The sequence below is a fragment of the Wolbachia endosymbiont (group A) of Sphaerophoria taeniata genome (assembly GCF_947250735.1).
Classification (GTDB): Bacteria; Pseudomonadota; Alphaproteobacteria; order Rickettsiales; family Anaplasmataceae; genus Wolbachia.
Genome location: NZ_OX366344.1, coordinates 1290796 through 1310750, shown reverse-complemented (window position 1 = coordinate 1310750; position 19955 = coordinate 1290796). Strand labels below are relative to the sequence as shown.

At 35.4% G+C, this 19955-nt stretch carries 18 protein-coding genes, 2 tRNA genes and 1 pseudogene; 10 read left to right on the top strand and 11 right to left on the bottom strand.

Annotated elements, in window-relative coordinates; genetic code table 11:
* Positions 1-41: 41 nt before the first annotated feature.
* Positions 42-114, bottom strand: a tRNA-Thr gene (locus tag OOK84_RS06455).
* A 19-nt stretch (positions 115-133) separates the two neighbouring features.
* Between OOK84_RS06455 and OOK84_RS06450 the strand changes: the two genes are divergently transcribed.
* From OOK84_RS06450 to pdxH, 3 genes are read left to right on the top strand one after another with little or no spacing between them, the layout of a single operon-like run.
* A complete protein-coding gene (locus OOK84_RS06450; protein ID WP_264731704.1) occupies positions 134-277 on the top strand; it encodes a hypothetical protein in 144 nt (47 codons plus the stop codon).
* Positions 243-1058 (top strand): bifunctional DNA-formamidopyrimidine glycosylase/DNA-(apurinic or apyrimidinic site) lyase, encoded by an 816-nt coding sequence (mutM, locus tag OOK84_RS06445; RefSeq protein WP_264731702.1) that lies wholly within the window; start codon positions 243-245, stop codon positions 1056-1058. The genes OOK84_RS06450 and mutM overlap by 35 nt, the downstream gene beginning before the upstream one ends.
* A gap of 16 nt (positions 1059-1074) precedes the next feature.
* Positions 1075-1668, top strand: a complete 594-nt coding sequence (gene pdxH / locus OOK84_RS06440; protein WP_264731700.1) for a pyridoxamine 5'-phosphate oxidase — start codon at positions 1075-1077, stop codon at positions 1666-1668.
* Positions 1669-1968: 300 nt separating this feature from the next.
* Here the strand turns inward: pdxH and OOK84_RS06435 are convergent, their stop codons facing one another.
* Entirely contained in the window at positions 1969-2682 is a 714-nt protein-coding gene (locus OOK84_RS06435) for a helix-turn-helix domain-containing protein (RefSeq protein WP_264731699.1), read from the bottom strand.
* Positions 2683-2886: 204 nt separating this feature from the next.
* Between OOK84_RS06435 and OOK84_RS06430 the strand changes: the two genes are divergently transcribed.
* Positions 2887-3759 carry a DNA-methyltransferase gene (locus tag OOK84_RS06430; RefSeq protein ID WP_264731697.1) on the top strand — a complete coding sequence of 291 codons (873 nt, stop codon included), beginning with the start codon at positions 2887-2889 and terminating at the stop codon, positions 3757-3759.
* A gap of 874 nt (positions 3760-4633) precedes the next feature.
* Here the strand turns inward: OOK84_RS06430 and OOK84_RS06425 are convergent.
* Positions 4634-4710: transfer RNA gene (locus tag OOK84_RS06425), tRNA-Met, on the bottom strand.
* A gap of 59 nt (positions 4711-4769) precedes the next feature.
* Between OOK84_RS06425 and OOK84_RS06420 the strand changes: the two genes are divergently transcribed.
* From OOK84_RS06420 to OOK84_RS06410, 3 genes are all read left to right on the top strand, one after another.
* Positions 4770-6935 carry a ComEC/Rec2 family competence protein gene (locus tag OOK84_RS06420; RefSeq protein WP_264731695.1) on the top strand — a complete coding sequence of 722 codons (2166 nt, stop codon included), beginning with the start codon at positions 4770-4772 and terminating at the stop codon, positions 6933-6935.
* A 61-nt stretch (positions 6936-6996) separates the two neighbouring features.
* The gene (locus OOK84_RS06415; protein ID WP_264731693.1) at positions 6997-8763 is read left to right on the top strand and encodes a hypothetical protein; all 1767 of its coding nucleotides are present in this window, start codon (positions 6997-6999) and stop codon (positions 8761-8763) included.
* Entirely contained in the window at positions 8754-9719 is a 966-nt protein-coding gene (locus tag OOK84_RS06410) for an RluA family pseudouridine synthase (RefSeq protein WP_264732603.1), read from the top strand. The genes OOK84_RS06415 and OOK84_RS06410 overlap by 10 nt, the downstream gene beginning before the upstream one ends.
* Before the next feature lie 177 nt (positions 9720-9896).
* Here OOK84_RS06410 and OOK84_RS06405 read toward each other — a convergent pair whose 3' ends face one another.
* Together OOK84_RS06405 and OOK84_RS06400 are read right to left on the bottom strand one after the other, a co-directional pair.
* Complete coding sequence (locus OOK84_RS06405; protein ID WP_264731690.1) at positions 9897-10724, bottom strand: EndoU domain-containing protein; 828 nt, start codon at positions 10722-10724, stop codon at positions 9897-9899.
* Between the two features lie 58 nt (positions 10725-10782).
* Positions 10783-11970 (bottom strand): phosphoglycerate kinase, encoded by a 1188-nt coding sequence (locus tag OOK84_RS06400; protein ID WP_264731688.1) that lies wholly within the window; start codon positions 11968-11970, stop codon positions 10783-10785.
* Between the two features lie 80 nt (positions 11971-12050).
* On the opposite strand from OOK84_RS06400, the gene OOK84_RS06395 reads away from it, so the two are divergent.
* Both OOK84_RS06395 and lepB read left to right on the top strand, forming a co-directional pair.
* Positions 12051-12359 carry a hypothetical protein gene (locus tag OOK84_RS06395; RefSeq protein ID WP_264731686.1) on the top strand — a complete coding sequence of 103 codons (309 nt, stop codon included), beginning with the start codon at positions 12051-12053 and terminating at the stop codon, positions 12357-12359.
* A gap of 94 nt (positions 12360-12453) precedes the next feature.
* Positions 12454-13200, top strand: coding sequence for a signal peptidase I (lepB, locus tag OOK84_RS06390; protein ID WP_264732601.1), 747 nt, complete (start codon positions 12454-12456; stop codon positions 13198-13200).
* Between the two features lie 3 nt (positions 13201-13203).
* Here the strand turns inward: lepB and hscA are convergent, their stop codons facing one another.
* From hscA to iscU, 4 genes are read right to left on the bottom strand one after another with little or no spacing between them, the layout of a single operon-like run.
* Positions 13204-14961 (bottom strand): Fe-S protein assembly chaperone HscA, encoded by a 1758-nt coding sequence (gene hscA / locus OOK84_RS06385; RefSeq protein ID WP_264731684.1) that lies wholly within the window; start codon positions 14959-14961, stop codon positions 13204-13206.
* A complete protein-coding gene (locus OOK84_RS06380) occupies positions 14939-15397 on the bottom strand; it encodes an iron-sulfur cluster co-chaperone HscB C-terminal domain-containing protein (protein ID WP_319803093.1) in 459 nt (152 codons plus the stop codon). Before OOK84_RS06380 ends, hscA begins: the two co-directional genes overlap by 23 nt.
* On the bottom strand, positions 15390-15794 hold the full coding sequence (locus OOK84_RS06375) for a HesB/IscA family protein (RefSeq protein WP_264328899.1): 405 nt from the start codon (positions 15792-15794) through the stop codon (positions 15390-15392). Before OOK84_RS06375 ends, OOK84_RS06380 begins: the two co-directional genes overlap by 8 nt.
* Positions 15795-15804: 10 nt before the next feature.
* Positions 15805-16197, bottom strand: a complete 393-nt coding sequence (gene iscU / locus OOK84_RS06370; RefSeq protein WP_114516867.1) for a Fe-S cluster assembly scaffold IscU — start codon at positions 16195-16197, stop codon at positions 15805-15807.
* 192 nt (positions 16198-16389) lie between these two features.
* Here iscU and ftsY point away from each other — a divergent pair, with 192 nt between their 5' ends.
* Positions 16390-17301 (top strand): signal recognition particle-docking protein FtsY, encoded by a 912-nt coding sequence (ftsY, locus tag OOK84_RS06365; RefSeq protein ID WP_264731680.1) that lies wholly within the window; start codon positions 16390-16392, stop codon positions 17299-17301.
* Here the strand turns inward: ftsY and radA are convergent.
* Entirely contained in the window at positions 17288-18631 is a 1344-nt protein-coding gene (gene radA, locus OOK84_RS06360; protein WP_264732599.1) for a DNA repair protein RadA, read from the bottom strand. The genes ftsY and radA overlap by 14 nt on opposite strands.
* Positions 18632-18978: 347 nt before the next feature.
* Positions 18979-19919, bottom strand: a pseudogene (locus OOK84_RS06885) (IS5 family transposase).
* Positions 19920-19955: the final 36 nt, after the last annotated feature.

Here is a 19955-nt window from a genome sequence, read left to right as displayed (position 1 = left end):
CCTTGCTTACAAGTTATGCAATATTATAAGTGTAATCAGTGTGCCGTTACCAAGACTCGAACTTGGGACCTCGTCATTACCAATGACGTACTCTACCACCTGAGCTACAACGGCAAGTTTATATATTATGATAATGAATAATACAAAAAAGAATAAGGAAAAAGAAGAGGAGAAAAAAAGATTAGCGAAAGCTTTAAAGCAAAATATTTTGAAAAGAAAAAAGCAGCAACAGAGTAGACAAGATGCCAGAACTACCAGAAGTAGAAATAATCTCTAACTTCTTGCTTGATAAAATTAAAAACAAGCAAATTAGCAATGTTATAGTTAATAATTGGAATTTACGTGCCCCAATAACAAAAAATATTGATGATATGCTAAAGGGCAAAGTCATAAGCAACATCAAGCGTAGAGGTAAGTATACGATCTGGAATACAGATGGTAGTATGGCTGTAATCATACATCTTGGCATGAGCGGAAAGCTTATATATGCTGACCATGATCAAGTGCGGAATAAGCACGATCACGTGGTATTTTTATTTTCCGATAATACTTCAATAATCTTTAATGATCCAAGAAGATTTGGATTAGTTATTATTTTAAGCAAAGAACAAGAAATAAATTTTTTTGATGGTTTTGGAATAGAGCCCCTCACGGATGAATTCAGTGGAGACTATTTACAGGAGTTGCTGAAAAACAAAAAAGTGAATATCAAATCAGCATTAATGGACAATAAATTAATAGTTGGCGTAGGCAATATATATGCTTCTGAAAGTTTGTTTAGAGCCCGCATATCACCACTCAGGTCAGCAAAAGACTTGACCTATAGAGAGTGCGAAAAACTTGCTGCTGAAATAAAAAATACTCTGAGTGATGCAATTGCTGCAGGCGGTTCAACACTGAAAGATTATGCACAGCCATCTGGATCTGCTGGATACTTTCAAAATAACTTTTACGTATATGGTAAAGTTCAAAAACCTTGCAAAATCTGCAACAATATCATAACACTTATACGACAAAATGGCCGTAGCACTTATTTCTGCAACGTATGTCAGAATTAAGATTTTATTTTTGAATATGACATTTTTACCTGAAAAAGATCCGATTAACTTGTTTTCAAAGTGGTATGAAGAAGTACTTAATTCTCCGTGTAAACAACCAACTGCAATGACGCTAGCAACTTGTAGCAAAGACTGCATTCCATCTGCAAGAGTAGTATTACTAAAGGAATATAGTAAAGAAGGTTTTGTGTTCTTCACTAACATAAATAGTAGAAAAGGAAAAGAATTGACCGAGAACCCTAAAGCTGCGTTAGTGTTTCACTGGGTAGAATTTGCTAGGCAAGTACGAATTGAAGGAGATGTTAAACTTCTAAACGATGAAAGAACTGACAAATACTTCTCTTCTCGAGCGCGCGATAGTCAAATTAGCGCATGGTGCTCAAAACAATCGAGCATTCTGAAAGATTGGCAAGATTTTGAGCAAGCTATAAAATTGAAGGAGAAAGAATTTTACAATACACAAGTTTCTCGTCCTGACTTTTGGGTGGGATTTTGCGTAATCCCAAAAGTAATTGAATTTTGGCAAGAAGGTGAATATAGGAAGCATATTAGATTTAGATACACCCTTGTTGAGGGAAGCGATTGGAAAATAGAACAACTATATCCCTAGCTACATTCGTTATTGGAAAGCTGAAGGAAGGTATCCGTTCAGCAGAGTGGCAAAATAGGTAGACAAAGTGCTCTAAAAAGATAGTCATAGAGTAAATGTGAGCTTACAATAAATGGTGTCATCCCAGTGCCCAGACACTGGGATTCAGAAAAATTGACTGTAAACAGGCACACTATACAACATTTTCGATCAAAAGCTAGATCCCAGTGTCTGGGCACTGGGATGACAAGAAAGGGAACACTGGAATTTTTGTTTCAGTATTTGTACATTAGCCATGCACCTGAACAGATACGAAGGAAGTTAGTGGCGGTCACATACTCTTTCATCACAAAGAAGCTTACCTTTATCTCTGACGTATTTTAAAGGAATTTTGGGATTATTGATGTCTTTACCACCAGTATCATGCCATTTCTTTTCCCATGTAATATAATATGGTTCAAGGTCTTGCGGCGTTAATTTATATATTTCTTTTAGCTCTATTCCTTCATAAATAGCAAATACCCAATCCACCTTTCGGTATTTTGCAATTATTGTCGGATTCATATGATGATGAGTAGAAAAGCTTTTTGTAAGAAGAGCATTTACTAATTTAAGCTCATATTCATTACCATACTCATCAATGGCATCATTTCCCTCGCGTGCTGGAAGAATAGTGAGTCCAGTTAGTAATAAGACTTGTAGGATTTTCCCGCCGTTATCCTGAAAGATATCATTTATACCATGCTTAACAGCAAACTCCTGGTACTTCCGTATATGAGGAAATATATCTTTCAGACATTTTCTGTCTTGATCCTGATTTAGAAGTGCAGTAGGTTCAACACCAAGGGCATCTGCTATGCGCTCAACATTATCTATAGAGATATTTCTCTCACCACGTTCAACGGAGCCTATATATGTTCTGTGTAATTCACATAAATCAGCAAGAGTTTCTTGGGAAAGCCCTTTTATATTTCTTATCTTTCGTATATTCTGGGAAAGAAGTAACCGCAAAGATTGTTTTTTTATTTTTGTCATCTTTGTAAGATAATAGTTGACAATTATAAGTCTACAGACTATAAGTATCTTTCATATGGCACATATATTGGAAAAATTTAAATTTAATAATAAACCCACATATACTACAGACAGGGAGCTGCATATTGTGGAGACTCTCTTAACCTATTGCCGCAATTACCAGATAATAGCTTAGATCTCGTAATCACCAGTCCACCGTTTGCTTTGCAAAGAAAAAAAGAATACGGAAATGAATCCCAAGCCGAATATGTTGCATGGCTTAGTCAATTTGCAAAATTAGTACATAGCAAACTCAAAGATACAGGCAGTTTTGTACTTGATCTAGGTGGGGCTTATGAAAAAGGCGTGCCATCCAGAAGTTTATATAATTTTAGAGTGCTTATATATTTCTGTGATGACATAGGCTTCTTCCTTGCAGAAGATTTCTATTGGTATAATCCTTCTAAATTGCCAAGTCCAATTGAATGGGTAAATAAGAGAAAAATCAGAGCAAAAGATTCTGTTAATACAGTATGGTGGTTCAGCAAAACTGAGTGGCCTAAAGCAGATGTCACAAAGGTGCTAGTGGAATACAGTGGCCGCATGAAAAAACTTATCGAGAACCCAAAGGCTTATTATACTCCAAAAGAACGACCATCAGGACATAATATTGGTAGTAGCTTTGGTAAAGATAATGGAGGAGCTATTCCATCAAATCTTTTGCAGATTCCCAATTCAGAATCTAACAGCCAGTATCTTGCTGCATGTAAGGAACTAGGTGTAAAAGAGCATCCAGCTCGATTCCCTGCTAAATTACCTCAATTTTTTATTCAGTTTCTAACACAACCAGGAGATGTTGTTTTAGATATTTTTGCTGGCTCTAACACAACAGGTTTTGTATGTGAGCAAGAAAACCGTTACTGGTTAGCATTTGAAGAAAATAGAGAATATCTTGCTGCATCTGCTTTTAGGTTCTTAAAAAAAGAATGCTCAAAAGAAACTATTTATCAACGCATTGTTCATGGTGAAGAGCAAGTGTTAAAGGCTAAGCAGTCTGTATTGGATCTTAAGTTCACTCAGCAGTCATTAGTAGTTTAGTTATGCTCTTTGTTCGTGTCCGTTCAGCGGAGCGGCAAAATAAGGTAGACAAGGTAGTATAAAAAGATAACCATAGAGTAAAAGTGAGTTTACAACAAATGCCAGTGCGTGACACTGGGATGACAAAAAAGGGGCTACTCGGATGACAAAAAAAGGAGCACTGGAATGACAGCAGCCCTAAGTCATACCGCCACGGTATCTCTTAACATAGATCCCGCTAACAAGTAGCGGGATGACGAATATACCGCCACGAACCGTCATACCGCCGCGGTATCTCTTAGCCGCTAACAAGCAGCAGACCGTCATACCGCGATTCATTCGCGGTATCTCATCCGCTAACAAGTAGCGGGATACTTGACCTTTACAGGGATGACGGTTGTCGGTAGGCCTAAATTACTTTAGCTACAAACATTAAGAAATTTACCAAATAAAAAAAAAGGCAAAAGAAGCCCTAGTCACTGTCTATTTTCTGTATTGGCGTTTTTTAAGTCTTAAACACTGCAATTTAGCTGCTTTTAAGTGCAACTCACCTTATCTTAAATGTTTAAGAAATTTACTAAGCAGAAAAAAAAGGCAAAAGAAACCCCGTGTTAGCTAGTTGTCACTCTCTAATCCTGCAAATCGGCGTTCTATACTGTCTTAAACGACTTATAAGCGCGTTTCAGCTTGTGTAGGTAAAAACCCAGAAATGTTGTGAAGACATAAGGTGCACATAGTGCAAAAAATTAAAAATAAGACGCCAACTACGTTGTTTTTTGCTGTTTAATCTGCACAGATGAAGATAACTGAATACCTTCAGTATCATGATAAGGGGACTGGGGGAATTTGTCAAGTAGTTTCTACCTGAAACCACAATATTCGCACAGTTGGAAAATGGTTGCGGGAGTAGGATTTGAACCTACGGCCTTCAGGTTATGAGCCTGACGAGCTACCGAGCTGCTCCATCCCGCGTCGTTGTTTATTTAGCTATTATACTTGCAATTATAGGATATACAAGGATAAAATCCGCTATGGGTCGTATATTAGTATATTTATTAACTTTTTTTGACATAATAGTTAGATATATACGTCATAACCTACGTAATGAAAAATATAACTTGATACTGTGGTTTCCTGTGTGCCAGTGTGTAGGGATTTTAACCTATTTTTCCCTAAGTTTTGAACCAAGCTGCATTTTCACTATATCTATTTTTCTTTTGCTTCCACCTACACTAACTCTGATTGCGATACTGCACAAAAGGTACACAATACTATGCATTGCTTTAATTGCAGTGCTCATAGGATTTACAGCTAGTAAATTAAGAACAGCTTTAGTTGATACTCAAATTCTTGATAAAGAGAGATACGTAAAAGATATAATTGCCACAGTGAAGGATATTAACGACAGGGGCTCATACAAACAATTTCTGCTTTCTGTCTCTACTATCTCAAAATCCTCTCCTGTCATCCCAGCACCCCCTTTTGTCATCCCAGTACTTGATACTGGGATCCAGAAAAAAAAGATATGGATTCCAGCGTTACGCACTGGAATGACACCGGATAGAGCTCTAGATAACATCAGAATATCAGTTAGAACCAAAGTGGAAAAAGGCATTAAAATAGGCGATCAAGTAAAATTATCAGCAAAACTCTTCCCTCTAAAGATTGCGCCCTCGGAGCATGCATATGATTTTGCAAGAATAGCATATTATCAGAAAATAAGTGCAACAGGTTTTGCAACAAGCAAAATAGCTTTGCACAAAAAGGCTGAAGCAAGGAAATTTCAAGAATATATAGAATCTTTCCGTCAATACATTTATGAAAACCTGCAGCAAAATATTAAAAAACCACATGCAGACATAATTTCTGCATTACTAATCGGCAAAAAGGACGGAATAGACCAAAAAACTATGGATGCGATAAGAGATTCAGGTATAGCACATTTGTTTGCCATATCTGGTTTGCATTTATCATTTGTTGCTGGCCTGTTTTTTATAGTGTTTCGTAATTTATTCGCAATATCTGAAACTTTGACTCTTAAGTATAACACCAAGAAAATATCTGCATTCCTTACTATCTTGCCAACCACGTTTTATTTGTTGATTACCGGTATGCAAATTTCTGCTCAGCGTGCCTACATCATGGTGATTTTAGTACTCGTTGCAATAATGATAGAGAGAAAATATCGAGGGTTAATAGCAATTGCGTTTGCTGCTGCAGTGATACTCTCAGTAGAACCAGAAGCAATTTTAAAGCAAGGCTTTCAGATGTCATTTTCTGCGGTTTTGGCACTGGTTGCCAGTTATCAAATTAATGCTAATAAATTGTTCAAAATAAAAATAATGAAATATTTTGTGTCGATAATGATCAGCTCAGTAATAGCAAGTTTAGCAACTGTTCCGTACACGATATACAATTTTAATTATTTTTCAATTAGTGGTATTATCACAAATTTAGTTGCTATACCAATAGTTACATTAATTATTATTCCACTTGGAATAATTTATGTCTTATTGATTCCTTTAGGTATTGAATGGATTATAGCGCCATTTATAGAGCGCCCAATTGACAGTATCTTGTATATAACAAATGCAATCGCTAGTCTTCAGTATTTGGTTATTCCCATTCGTACTTTTCCTGCCTCATCAATTATTATCATAACACTTGGTTTATTGTGGCTGTGCTTGTGGGAAAGAAATTGGCGTTTCTTCGGAATTTTCTTTATTGTACTAGGTATTTGCTTTAGCACCGCATATAAAACCCCCGACATCCTAATAAATGCTGATAATGTTGCTGCAAAGGAGAGTGATAACTTACTATATTCTCTCACCAGAAAAAATAGGAACTTTGTTGTCAAAACATGGGCGAAACAAAATGGGCAGAACCAAATTTTGAATCATACAAAATATAGCAATCCAGATAAAAGACTAAAGTGCAACGATTATGGCTGTATATATAATAAAGGAAATAATAAATCAGTACTGCTTGCTTATAAAAAAGAAGATATTTCAGAAAATTGTGATAAAGTTGATTTAATAATTCAATTAAGTGAATTCGACTATTCAGTTTGTAATACTAGAACTATTAAATACACCAATCTAAAAACATATGGCACACATTCAATTTGGTTAACAAATCGTTACGTAAAGATTAATACAGTGCGCTCTAACCGGCCTTGGCACATGTTGAAAAATTAAGAAACTTGATTTTAAGGTTTGGTTAATGTATACCTAAATAAATTAAAACTAGAAAAATGTTATGGTTACAGACACTAAAGATCCTTTCAAAGACTATTTTGATTTTTTAGGATTTAGAAAACTTGCTGACCAGCCCAGTAGAATTTTGAGCTCTATAAGAAAGTATTCTGGTACTATATCGATAGCAAGTACCATTGCTACTCTTATAGCATTTACTGCCTTTTCTATTCAGCCTGTTACAGTAAGTATTGCTGGGTTTACGTTCACGCCAGCACCTCTTGCCTTTATTCCTCTTGCAGTTCTCTTATTTACTGCTGTTATAAACTTTATAAATACACAAAAAATAAAAGAGAATGAGATAGATAAAAAAGTAGGAAACTATCAAGTTGATGAACAGTACAGCCAGATTGTTCAAGAAGCCGAAAAAATTGAAATTGTAACAAATTTAGATCGTAAGAGGAAAAAGCTTTCAATAGTTTTACCAATTTCTAAGATGCAGAGAGAAATACTAGAAGATATAAAAGCAGAAAATAGAAATAGGATTTTCTTGTTTACTGGATCATATGTATTTGGTGCTATTATAGTAGTTTCAGCAATATCACAATCCATTAATGTTTCAATAACATTAATATCTTTATTAGTTGTTATTCTTGTATGCATCATATCAACACTTAGCAATCTAATAAGTAATAGCGTAGATTATGAAAATCATACTATTAGAAACCACAGTACTTTAGGTCTTCTACTTCCATACTGGTCTGGAAAGGGCATGGTTGTATCAGTAATAGAAAATAAGCTTGGTAAAAAGGAAAATGAACTAATATCTCTAATAAAAGAACTGTTTGGTCCGTTTTGCGACTCATTTCGCAGTAACCTTAAAAAAGCTTGCGATTTACTTGATAATAGTCTTTTAAAGCCTGCAAATATTAACATTAAAGAAACGCTTGGCAGTATAGGGAAGGATCTCAAAGCTTTACTTGATAAATTAGAAAAAGATATAAAGAAAAATGTGGATGAGGTGAAAACAACTGCTAGTAAAGAAATAACTGACTGCCTGAAAAATATTAGTAAAAGTGTGGATGTTCTGTGTAAAGAAGTTAGCGGAGACGTAAAAGGTAAACTGAGTGAAGTGGACATAGAAAAGGTAATGAGTTTAGTAAACAACTTGAGTAATCTAGCAGAGACTTTAGAAGATAGAATATCTAGACTTAAACCTGGAGCCTGTATGGGATTATCCGGAGCAACTTTTGCAGATGAAAGACTGCCTAACGCACCTAATAACCCCAACCCTCAACAAAATGGGCAAGGAAGCAGTAGTCAATCTAATACTGATCGATCTGCAAATAAAGATATGCAAACTAGTACTAATGAATCTGCAGATCAAGAGATACAGACACAGTTATTAGAAGAACACAACCGACCAAGTGAGCCTGATAATGAAGATAATACTGATCAATTAGTAGATGAAGAGAAGAAGCTACAAGAACAAATGGCAGTCTTAGAAAAACAAGACAGAGTAAGGCAGCTGGAAAAAGATTTACTTGAACGAAAAAGAACAGACAAGTGGAAAGAAAAAATCAACGGCAAACCAAGTGACTTTCTATATTATTTATTAGAATCTATTAAGCTGGAAGAAAAAGATAATAAAGAAAAAAAGGTTGAGGCAACACTACGGGATTTTGATAACAAGATAATAATTCACTGGAAAGATGGCTCTCAAACAACTTGCCATATTAAAAAACAAGGTGATCTTCCTAGTACAAAAGTTGATTTCGTAAATCAAAATATTCAAGCAGCATGGGAAATGGCGCGGGGTAAATCACTATAGATCACTCAGTAATAACCTTAAGTGTTAATAATGATAAAGAGAAATTAAGGTTAGACACCTATATAGCTGAAAAATGCAACATATCGCGCAGTAAAGCGCAAAGATTGATACAGAATGAGCAGGTGAAATTACTTGGCACACCGATAATTAATAATGATCACATAGTAAAATCAGGTGAAGAGTATATAGTACATCTCGTTCAACCTAACATATCCACATCAATTGAGCCTAATTATGACATAAAACTTGATATCGTCTATGAAGATGAGGACATTATAGTTCTGAGTAAACAAAGTGGATTAACAGTGCACCCTGGTGCTGGGACAAACAATGATACGCTCTTGAACGCAGTTATCGCTCGCCTTGATGTAAGACCAGGAATTGTTCATAGACTCGATAAAGATACTAGTGGGCTGATGGTAATTGCAAAAAATGAGGAAGCCCATAGTTTTTTGTCTGAATTGTTATCAAATCGTAAAATAAAGCGAGAATATTTAGCAGTAGTTTGGGGAGCATTATCTTCCCAGCAGGGAACTATAAAAACTAACATTGCTCCCAAACGCGGTAATAAAGAAATGATGTGTGTAACAAAAATCACAGGCAAATTAGCAATCACTCACTATTTAGTGCAGAAAATTATAGGACAAGCAAGCCTGGTTAAATGCACTTTAGAGACAGGCAGAACACACCAAATTCGAGTCCACATGAGCCACATAGGACATTCCATAGTTGGTGATCAAGTTTACGGAAAAAATAGTAGTAAAAGCACAAAATATGCTAAAAACTCTAGTTTCATTCATAATTTCAATAGGCAAGCACTACATGCTTATATACTGGGCTTATACCACCCAAAAAGTAAGGAATACATGGAATTTGTCTCTGATTTACCGCAAGATATAAAAACTTTAATTGGTGAGTTTGAAAATATACCTAAGAAAGGTTTACCTGATTTTTGAAGTAACGGCATCATTGCTGGTATAGCTAACCCAAGAAAGGTTTCCCTACGTCATACCGCGATTCATTCGCGGTATCTCTAGATCCCGCTAACGAGCAGCGGGATGACGAATTTTTGTTTTTCAAATTGTAGGTAAACCTAAGCCACTTTAGCTATATATATCTTTGGCTGAAATAAATTAAGATTTACTGCAGCTACAATAAGTACTCTTATCATCACATTTTGGTGTTAAGTCGGGATAGAACGTGAGTATAGCATCATTCTTTCTTACAAACACTGATTGATAATTGTCATCTTCCATTTCATATAGGCACATTCCATCTTTTCCTAATTCCTTGAACGCCTTAGTTGCAGAAATTAAAATATCATCGGCATGAAGGTTATATGCGTATCCATTTGGGCATTTAACTTTCACTTCCCCATCCTTACCCAAATATTTCATTCCAAATGTATAAACTGGTGGCTTAATATCTGATTTATTGCATAGGGACCTATCATTCCAAATTGCACCTGCCCATTTATCTTCTTGAGCTTCAACATATCTACCTACAAAATGCATATCACCTAATTTATCGTTTGGCTCACCACAAAAAATATGTCCAAACCCTATAGTTTCTTTTTCACTTCCACTATTTGTAAACCAAATGTTAGCCAGTTCATCTTTAAATAACTCCAAATCCGCATCTGGCGTAATCACTTGATGATCAAGCTTATCATATATTCCTTTCACTACTTCTTGATGCTGCGGACAACTAAGTAAAATTTTGAAATCTTCTTTATCTGGATGTGCTCCCCAATCTCCACAAACTTTCAACACTCCTCTATCGAAGTCAGTTAATTCTGGAAACGGTGGTATATAACCTGGTTGTGAACTGAACAATGGTTCAAAATTGACCTTAACATTTTCTTCTACATAACTGGTGTGAAAATAATGATCCTTAATATAAAAAATAAATCCTATTATTGGTATTATTAAACACAAAATTAGTTTAACTGTCTTCGACATAATCACGTTCACAAAAAAGCTAGCTTATAAGAAACAATTTAAAAAAGTTTTAATCTAATCATTTTTGCAGAGCAGCAACTCCCGGCATTTCATCACCACCCAGCCAACTTAAAAACGCTCCTCCACCAGTGGAAACATATGTAAAATCCTTATCGGTAAGGCCTGCAGCGCTTATTGCAGATAGACTATCACCTCCCCCTATTATGCTGGTTAACTTTCCTTTGTGCGTTAAGTCACTTACGACTTTCATTACCCCTATTGTACCACTTGCAAAAGCTGAATGTTCAAAAACACCAATAGGTCCATTCCACAGCAGAGTCTTACTGCTTGCTATTATACTGCTTATTGTACTCAAAGTTTGTGGTCCGATATCCAAAATTATATCACCGTCCAAAATGGACTCAGTTCTTCTTGAAATACTAGTGCTGTAATCAGAGTTTACTGCAACCAGAACGTCTTCTGGCACAACTATTTTGCAATTGTTTTTATTTGCTGTTTCAACAATATTATGTAGAAGGTCGTCAACACCATTTTGAAAGAAAGATTTTCCTATATTTACTTTGCTAAATAACAAAAAATTATTAGCAATTGCACCTCCGAGAACTAGGTAATCAACCTTTTCTGTTAGCTTTATAAGCATTTTTATCTTAGTTGACATTTTGGCTCCCCCAACTATCGCAGTAATAGGTTTAGCTTTAAACGATACAGCTTTTTCAAGATACTTTAGCTCATCTTGTAAGCAAAATCCCCCGTAGGAAGGTAAAAACTCTGTAATGCGTGAAATAGAAGCGTGAGCTCTGTGAGAGCAAGAAAATGCATCATTTACATATATATCCGCTAGAGATGCTAGTTGTTTGGCAAAATTTGAGTCACTCTGCTCTTCCTCTTTATAAAATCTTAGATTCTCTAGTAATATTATATCTCTTGCATCCATAGCACTCACTGCTTTTTGCACTTTTTCACCAACGCAATCATCAATGAATTTCACTTTTTTATTTAGTAACTGCGATAAAGTGTCAATTACATTTTTTAGCGACAGATTATTGTCTCTGGCCTTTGGGCGTCCGAAATGCGATATAATAATAATCTTTGCACTTGCATTCACTAAATACTCAATAGTAGGCAATGCTCTCAAAATACGAGTGACGTCACGAATTTCTCCATCTTTTATAGGAACATTGAAGTCAACTCTGAGTAAAACGGTTTTATTGTGAAGATCACAATTTTCTATACTAGGTATATTCATTGTAAAACTAAAGCTATAAAGCCACTATACAGCGGTTTGACCTAAAGTAAAGTTTTAAGTTTACGAACGTTTAAGGAAATTTGCATCCAGATGGTGTCATGAAAGTAGCTGACACTGGTTCACTCTATAATGGTGTCATCCAAGTAGCCGACACTGGGATCCAGGTTGCTTACAAGCAAATTAGCATAGAAAGTGGTTACAACATTTTCGATGAGATTGCAGGAACCAGTTTCAGCTACTCGGATGACACCATTCTTTTTTCTGGATCTCAGTGTCAGCTACTTTCATCTGCCACCTGCAAATTGCAATGTTCGTACAGTTATGTGTCACGCTACTTGGATGACACCGTTGAAAGAAATGAACCGCCTTTTCAAAATTGTTTTGAATAGAGGAATAACATTCACAAGTAAAATTTCATATTACCATTTTTTAATTTATGTATTATAATAAGCTTAATCTATAAGAAAAACAAAGTTGGAAAAGTTGGAAGAACTAAGCAAAAACTGGGTGATAAGAACGGGAAGATTTTTATCTTCATTGTTTTTTTTACTGTTGATTGCGCTATCAATACGTAGTTTTTTATTCGAGCCATTTCATATACCTTCTGGTTCAATGAAAAGCACCCTACTTGAAGGGGATTACATTTTTACTAGTAAATATTCATACGGTTACAGTAAACACTCATTTCCATTTTCTCCAAACATTTTTAGCGGCAGGATTTTTTATACCCCTCCAAAGCGTGGCGACATAGTAGTTTTCAAACCCACAAGAAATGACAGCATCAGGTTTGTTAAGCGAGTAATAGGAACACCAGGTGACAAAGTGCAAATGATAGAGGGAGAATTATACCTAAATGATCAGAAAGTAGAGCGAAGGCAAATTGAAAGTTTTTTTGATTATGAGTCAAATCGTAACATACCAAGATATATAGAAACGCTTTTAAGTGGCAAGGAGCATGAGATTTTGGTAGATAACATTTCTAATAAGCTATCATATAACACTACGGTTTATTATGTACCTAACGATCAATTTTTTGTTATGGGAGACAATAGAAACAATTCTTTGGATAGCAGGTTTCCTGAAGTTGGTTTTGTACCAATGGAAAATATAATTGGGCGTGTAAGCATAGTTGGTTTATCATTTAAATTAGGAAAGGTCGATTGGTTACCATTTAATTTCAGGTTACCTGTTGCTTTGAGATTTGACAGGATATTGCATAAAGTTGTGTAAACTCTACCTATCTGTTAATTCACATAATTCTAAAGCAGAACTTTCTAACTCAGCGATAGCGTTGTTAATTTCATTCAAGTCATTGCCTTGTAAAGCGTTTTTTGCGTTTTGTAATAGGTTTTTTAACTTTTGATCAGTGGAAAGGTTATTATTGTTTTCAACCAAGTGTATAAGTTTATTTCCATTAATTTTAGCGCCTGCAAGGGAACGAGCCTTCATATCTTCGTCAAAGCTGTTTATTGACTGGTCAACCATATTTTGAATATCGGCTCCACTTAAGCCAAAACTTGAATTTACTTCAACTGTCTGCTCGATTCTGGTGGTTTTTTCTCTTGCAGTAACAGTCAATATTCCGTCAACGTTAACTGTAAATTCTATTTCAACTCTTGCAGAACCTGCAGGTAGTGGCGGTATACCTTTTAGTTCAAACTGTGCTAGAGATTTGTTATCCTCGATCATTTCACGTTCTCCCTGACAAACGTGAATTTTCATTGCTGTTTGCCCATCAACATAAGTTGTAAACTCTTTTGTTTCTGAAACTGGTAGTGGCGTATTTCTTGGTATGATTTTTTCAACTATGCCTCCCATAGTTTCTATGCCAAGTGATAAAGGTAAAACATCCAGGAGAACAGAATGAGCCTGCAAAGCTGCTCCAATGACCACTGCTTTATCTGGATCTGCTTCACTTAGTACTTTATTTCCAAAGAGCTTGACTAGTGAATTTTGAACCAATGGTGTTTTAGTTGCACCACCAACTAAAATTACTCCTTTTATATCATCAATTTTAAGATCTATATCACTTATAGTACGAGTGACTATATTGATAGTCTTATTAACTAAAGGACTTATTGCCTGTTCGAACTTCTCTCTAGTTATTTCACATTCAAATGGCTTGCCGTTAATGTTAAAGCCAAAAGTGCCTGATACATTTTCACTTAAGTATTCTTTCGCGGTACGGATATTGCAGGTTCCAGCGTTATGTGTTGGAATGACATTAAGGTGTGTTGTCGACTCCTTGTTTAAACCTACTTTTTCTCTATACTTATCAAGTACAATTGAACTTAGTAGGTGATCAAAATCATCACCGCCGAGTTTGGTATCACCACCAACCGCAAGGACTTGAAACACTCCTTGATGTAATTTCAATATTGAAATATCAAATGTTCCTCCACCAAGGTCGTAAACTGCATATATTCCGCTGCTGTTGTTCTTTTCAATGGAGTAAGAAAGTGCAGCAGCAGTTGGTTCATTAACGAGACGAAGAACTTCTATGCCAGCTAATTTTGCTGCATATTTAGTTGCGTTACGTGCTGAATCGTCAAAGTAAGCTGGCACAGTGATCACTGCTTTTTTTACTTCCATTCCTGTAGACTTTTTCACCCTCTCGCATAAAGCTTTTAATATCTCAGCAGAAATCTCAACAGGAGTAAGATACTTTTCCTCTGAGCATTTTACTCTAATAACTTTTTCACTTTCGTTATCTATTTCAAAATTGAGGCCTTCTTTATTTAATTCTTCAACACTTTCACCCATTAAACGCTTTATTGAGTAGATTGCATTTTGACCGACGTCACAGCCAGTTTTCAATGTATTATTTTCATACGAAATAACAGAAGGCAGTAGCTCTCTTCCCTGCTCATCTTTAAATATCTCCACGTTGCCAGCTTTATTTACCATAGCAATTAAAGAGTTAGTAGTGCCAAGATCTATACCAAAAACTACTTCACTTGAATTTGGTTCAGAAATTTGAATTGGTTGCATTCTTTTTCACCTCCTCAAATGACTTATATAAATATTTCAATCTTAAGACTTGTGTAGCAGCTCCATCAAAATTCTTTACAGCAAAAGTGTTAATTAGGTTTTTAACGCAATCTTTTATTTTTTCATCAACCATCCTACTTGCAAATTGTAGATCATCGCAGTCCAGCAAATATTCTCTTATTTCCATTGATTCATTTAGTATTTCAGAATTTAGATGATCCTTTTGGCTTTTCATACCAAAAAGATTCAACAAATGCTCGGCACGTTTTAGAGGTGACTTTAGCACCTGATAAGCTTTGTTAATATTAATTATATTTTTAGATTGTCCTTCGTTTATATCAGTCCTGCTTAGCTCAATATATTTTTTCTCTAACTCATCAAAGCTGATATTGAAAGTTGGTTCAATTTCAAACAATGTAAAATAGCTGCTAGACATGAAAACTCTCTCCACAACCACATTTTCCTTTCTCATTAGGATTTTTGAAAACAAAACCCGATGAAAATTTTTCTTCTACATAATCCATTTCAGAGCCAAGAATAAACATGACAGATTTTGGATCGATCAACACTTTGACTTTTTGGTCATCACTGCAGTTTTCCTCAATTATCGACTCTAAAGGACGAGTATCATACGCATATTCAATATCATATTTTAAACCAGAACATCCTTTTTGTTTAATTAGCACTCTTATTCCTATTGCTTCTTCCGGTTTCTCAAGGTTAGTATGCTTCTTTTGGTCCAATAAATACCTTATCCTTTCTACTGCTTTCGCAGTTATAGTAATAAGTTTTTTATCTTTCTTTATAGCGTTTACTCCTTGATATTCACTCATGCTTTAGTTCTCAATGTCCACCTTTACTTTGTTTGCTTTGATAATCATGAATAGCAGCCTTTATAGCATCTTCAGCAAGCACCGAACAGTGTATCTTCACTGGAGGTAAAGACAACTCTTCCACTATTTGAGTATTCTTTATCTGTGTAACGTCACTGATGGTTCTTCCCTTTATCATCTCTGTTAACAAGGAACTTGAAGCAATGGCAGAACCACAACCAAAAGTTTTAAATTTTGCATCTTCAATAACACCTTTGTCATTGACCTTTATCTGCAATTTCATTACATCACCGCACGATGGTGCACCAACTAAACCAGTACCAACATTTGGATCATTTTTATCCAGAGAGCCAACATTCCTTGGATTTTCGTAATGATCTAAAATTTTTTCATTATAACTCATAAAATTACCTATAAACCACTGTCCTACATTATAACATATTTAGGTTAAAAACTAAAGTGAAATACACTAGCAAACGGTATATTTTACTCACAGAATAACACAAAAGTGAGTGTATTTAACTTTACAAATACACGTAGTGCATGTCATTCTTTATATTGTCATTAAGTTTATAATTTAAAAAGGAGTATTCCCTTGAGTTTGTTTAGTAACCTTTATAAAGGCTTGTTAAAAACTTCTTCTCGCTTTAGCGACGGGGTGAAAAGTATTTTTTCTGGCAAAAAAAAATTAGATCAGTCGCTTTTAGATGAGCTAGAAGAATTGCTAATTAGCATGGATATTGGTCATAAAACTTCCAAGTTGATTATTGACAGGCTCACAAGCATCAAGTTTGACAAGGAAGTTGAACATAACATTATCACACAGCAGTTAATGAACGAAATAGAAGCTATATTAAACCCTGTCGTGCAACCGTTAATTTTAAACAGAAAACCACATATAATAATGGTATGTGGAGTAAATGGTAATGGTAAAACCACAACTATAGGTAAGCTCGCATATAAATATAAGGAGATGGGAAAGTCCGTTATGCTTGTTGCATGTGATACATTTAGAGCTGCTGCTAGTGAACAATTAAACATTTGGGCAGAACGTTCTGATTGCTTGATTGTTACTGGAGAGCATGGTAGCGATTCTGCGAGTGTGGCATATAGAGCTGTAAGTCAAGCTATAAAAGATAACGTTGATGTTGTTCTAATTGACACAGCAGGAAGGCTGCAAAATAATGTGAACCTTATGGAGGAGTTATCAAAAATATATAGAACGATAAAGAAATTGGATGACACTGCCCCTCATGATGTTATTTTAGTTCTTGACGCAACTACCGGCCAAAATGCTTATAGCCAATTAGAGGCATTTAGTAAGATGGTTAGTGTTACAGGGTTAATCATAACAAAGCTAGATGGCACTGCTAAGGGCGGAGTAGTAATTGGACTTGCAGAAGCTTATAAGGTAAAGTTACATGCTATAGGAATTGGTGAAAGTATAGAGGATTTAAAGGAGTTTACTAGTAAAGAGTTTGCTGAAGCATTATTTAATTGTAATTAAAAATTTCTCTTAATTCCCTTACGTGACCAAGCTTGATTATCTCAATATCATGAGAAGAGTAATTACCATTTTTAGGCATAATTGCTTTTTTGAATCCTAACTTTTGTGCTTCTTTTAGTCTAAGATCAGCATGCGAGACATTCCTAATTTCTCCAGAAAGTGCAACTTCACCGCAGATTATTGAAGAAGTTGGCAGCGGTAAATTTACTACACTTGAAATAAGGGAAGCAGCAACAGCAAGATCAGCCGATGGTTCCTGTATTTTGAGTCCCCCTGCAATGTTTAGGTATACCTCTTTATCATGCAAAAACATTTTACAGCGAGCATTTAGCACCGCGATGATCATAGCCAATCGATTAATATCCCACCCAACTACTGCCCTTCTTGGGGTTGCCATATTAGTTCCTGCTATTAACGCTTGAACTTCCATTAAAATTGGTCTTGAGCCTTCAATTCCTGCAAATACAGCGCTGCCAACTACTTCTCTGTCATGGGCCATCAGAAACAATGATGATGGATTATCAACAGGCACAAGTCCTGCTTCAGACATCTCAAAAACACCAATTTCATTTGCAGGGCCAAATCTATTTTTAATAGTACGCAAAATACGGTATTGATTGCTATTTTCACCTTCAAAATATAATACCGTATCTACCATATGCTCCAAAGTTTTAGGTCCAGCTATTTGCCCATCCTTAGTTATATGACCAACTATTAAAAGAGAAACACCATATTGTTTTGCAAGAATGGTTAATTCATGGGCACAAGTACGAACCTGAGTTACAGTTCCTGGTGCCGATGTAATTCTGCTATCATACATTGTTTGTATAGAGTCAATTACTAAAAATTTAATACTTTTATTTTCCTTTATTGTTGCTACTACATCAGTTAAAGACACTGTAGATAAAAGCTTAATTTTAGGTTCATTTATCTTAAGACGCTTTGCTCTGAGGCTCACCTGCTCTAAAGATTCCTCGCCAGATACATAAAGACATTCAAAAGAGGAAAGTTGCACGACATTAGCTGCAATTCTAAGCAAAAGGGTAGATTTTCCAATACCAGGTTCGCCTCCAATTAGAATGCTAGCACCTTGAACGATACCCCCACCAAAAACTCTATCTAATTCTTCTACTCCTGTTAGAAAACGACTTGGAGTGATAATTTCGCTACCCGATAACGCCTTTATTAAAATTGGCGCAGATATACTTCTTTTGCCCGTTTTTACTGCTATTTCTTCAACAACTGTATCCCAATTGTCACATGCAATGCACTTTCCTACCCACCTACCAGTGCTATGACCACAGGATTGACATACATATACAGTTTTCATCAAAGCCAAAATTATTTTGTTATAATTGTAATAAAAATTAGCTGAATAGGCGAAGTAAATCTAACCACTGAGTCTCACAAACGTTTTGGTGCGAAGATAATTGTCATAAGTTGTGCCATTTAAATTCATGCACAATAATTGCACGAACGCTTTCCTCTAGGATCCAAGTAGCCCATTCTCCTGTCATTCCAGTAGCATCCTTTTTTTGTCATCCGAGTAGCCCCTTTTTTGTCATCCCAGTGCCCTGACTACTTGGATCCAGGAAAAAGAATGGTGTCATCCCAGTGCCCCGACACTGGGATGGCTTTGTTGCATCACACTTTATGAGATGGTGATTTATGGTAAATTCATGTAACTATCTCAAATTTAGCCATACCAATATCAGTGAATTTATTAAGCAAATAGCATTTGATTAGCAGTTCTTTTTCTCGATTTATCTCAGATTTATTCCTAAAACTAAATCCGAATATTTGCTTTAATCTTGAGAAAAACCCTTCAATATAAGATCTTTTCCCATAATTTACTTCTTTTTTCCATTCTTTCATGCCATCTTCACCGTATAATTTTATTAACCTAATAGCAGCATTCCTGTCAGACATATAATCTATTTCTGGATGTTCTGCCGCATTGTTTATTGGTGGAATTTTTGTCTTTATATCATATTCGTTACACAACTTATAAAACTTGTGCCTATCACATGCCCTATCTGCATATAGTACTTTTATGGCATGCTGAAAATCAACTTCTTTTAGCAAATCACAAGCTCCATAGTGATCAGAGTAGACACCGTTACTGTATTTTACAGCTATGGCTTTTTTGTTGTTTATATTCAACATTACGTGCAATTTTCTCGTTTGCTCATAGCCACGATATTTTCTGTCAGTGCTATTTTCCTTGCTGTGTGTTGTTGTATATACTAATTCCTGTACTGTCTATAGCAATTTCGATATCTTCCATATTATTTTTATCAATTCTGCAATCATTTATCTTAATATTAAGTTTCTTTTGATGCTTGTGAATAGCTGATAACTGCCAAATCTCTTCCTATTTGTTGCAAATACCCTTTTATAAACCCGACTGTTTGTCTTAAACCAATTCTAAAGAAACTGACGATTATATGCACCAAAATCACAACTTTATCACTATAAATATAGTTGCCGCCCTGCATTTTTGGACAATTCTCGTACCAATTTTCTATGGCGTCATTGATATAACAAAAAATGCTTCCTCTTTCTTGGAGAAATTTGTTATATTCATGGCAGTTACTGACTCTCATTTTTTGTGGCATATTTTTTCTTCAACAGTTAAATGGCTATTTATAATG

Bases quoted from the DNA above. Each gene is read 5' to 3' on its own strand.
- OOK84_RS06450 (WP_264731704.1), top strand. From the start codon at position 134: ATGAATAATACAAAAAAGAATAAGGAAAAAGAAGAGGAGAAAAAAAGA.
- mutM (WP_264731702.1), top strand. From the start codon at position 243: ATGCCAGAACTACCAGAAGTAGAAATAATCTCTAACTTCTTGCTTGAT.
- pdxH (WP_264731700.1), top strand. From the start codon at position 1,075: ATGACATTTTTACCTGAAAAAGATCCGATTAACTTGTTTTCAAAGTGG.
- OOK84_RS06435 (WP_264731699.1), bottom strand. From the start codon at position 2,682: ATGACAAAAATAAAAAAACAATCTTTGCGGTTACTTCTTTCCCAGAAT.
- OOK84_RS06420 (WP_264731695.1), top strand. From the start codon at position 4,770: ATGGGTCGTATATTAGTATATTTATTAACTTTTTTTGACATAATAGTT.
- OOK84_RS06415 (WP_264731693.1), top strand. From the start codon at position 6,997: ATGGTTACAGACACTAAAGATCCTTTCAAAGACTATTTTGATTTTTTA.
- OOK84_RS06405 (WP_264731690.1), bottom strand. From the start codon at position 10,724: ATGTCGAAGACAGTTAAACTAATTTTGTGTTTAATAATACCAATAATA.
- OOK84_RS06400 (WP_264731688.1), bottom strand. From the start codon at position 11,970: ATGAATATACCTAGTATAGAAAATTGTGATCTTCACAATAAAACCGTT.
- hscA (WP_264731684.1), bottom strand. From the start codon at position 14,961: ATGCAACCAATTCAAATTTCTGAACCAAATTCAAGTGAAGTAGTTTTT.
- OOK84_RS06380 (WP_319803093.1), bottom strand. From the start codon at position 15,397: ATGTCTAGCAGCTATTTTACATTGTTTGAAATTGAACCAACTTTCAAT.
- OOK84_RS06375 (WP_264328899.1), bottom strand. From the start codon at position 15,794: ATGAGTGAATATCAAGGAGTAAACGCTATAAAGAAAGATAAAAAACTT.
- iscU (WP_114516867.1), bottom strand. From the start codon at position 16,197: ATGAGTTATAATGAAAAAATTTTAGATCATTACGAAAATCCAAGGAAT.
- radA (WP_264732599.1), bottom strand. From the start codon at position 18,631: ATGAAAACTGTATATGTATGTCAATCCTGTGGTCATAGCACTGGTAGG.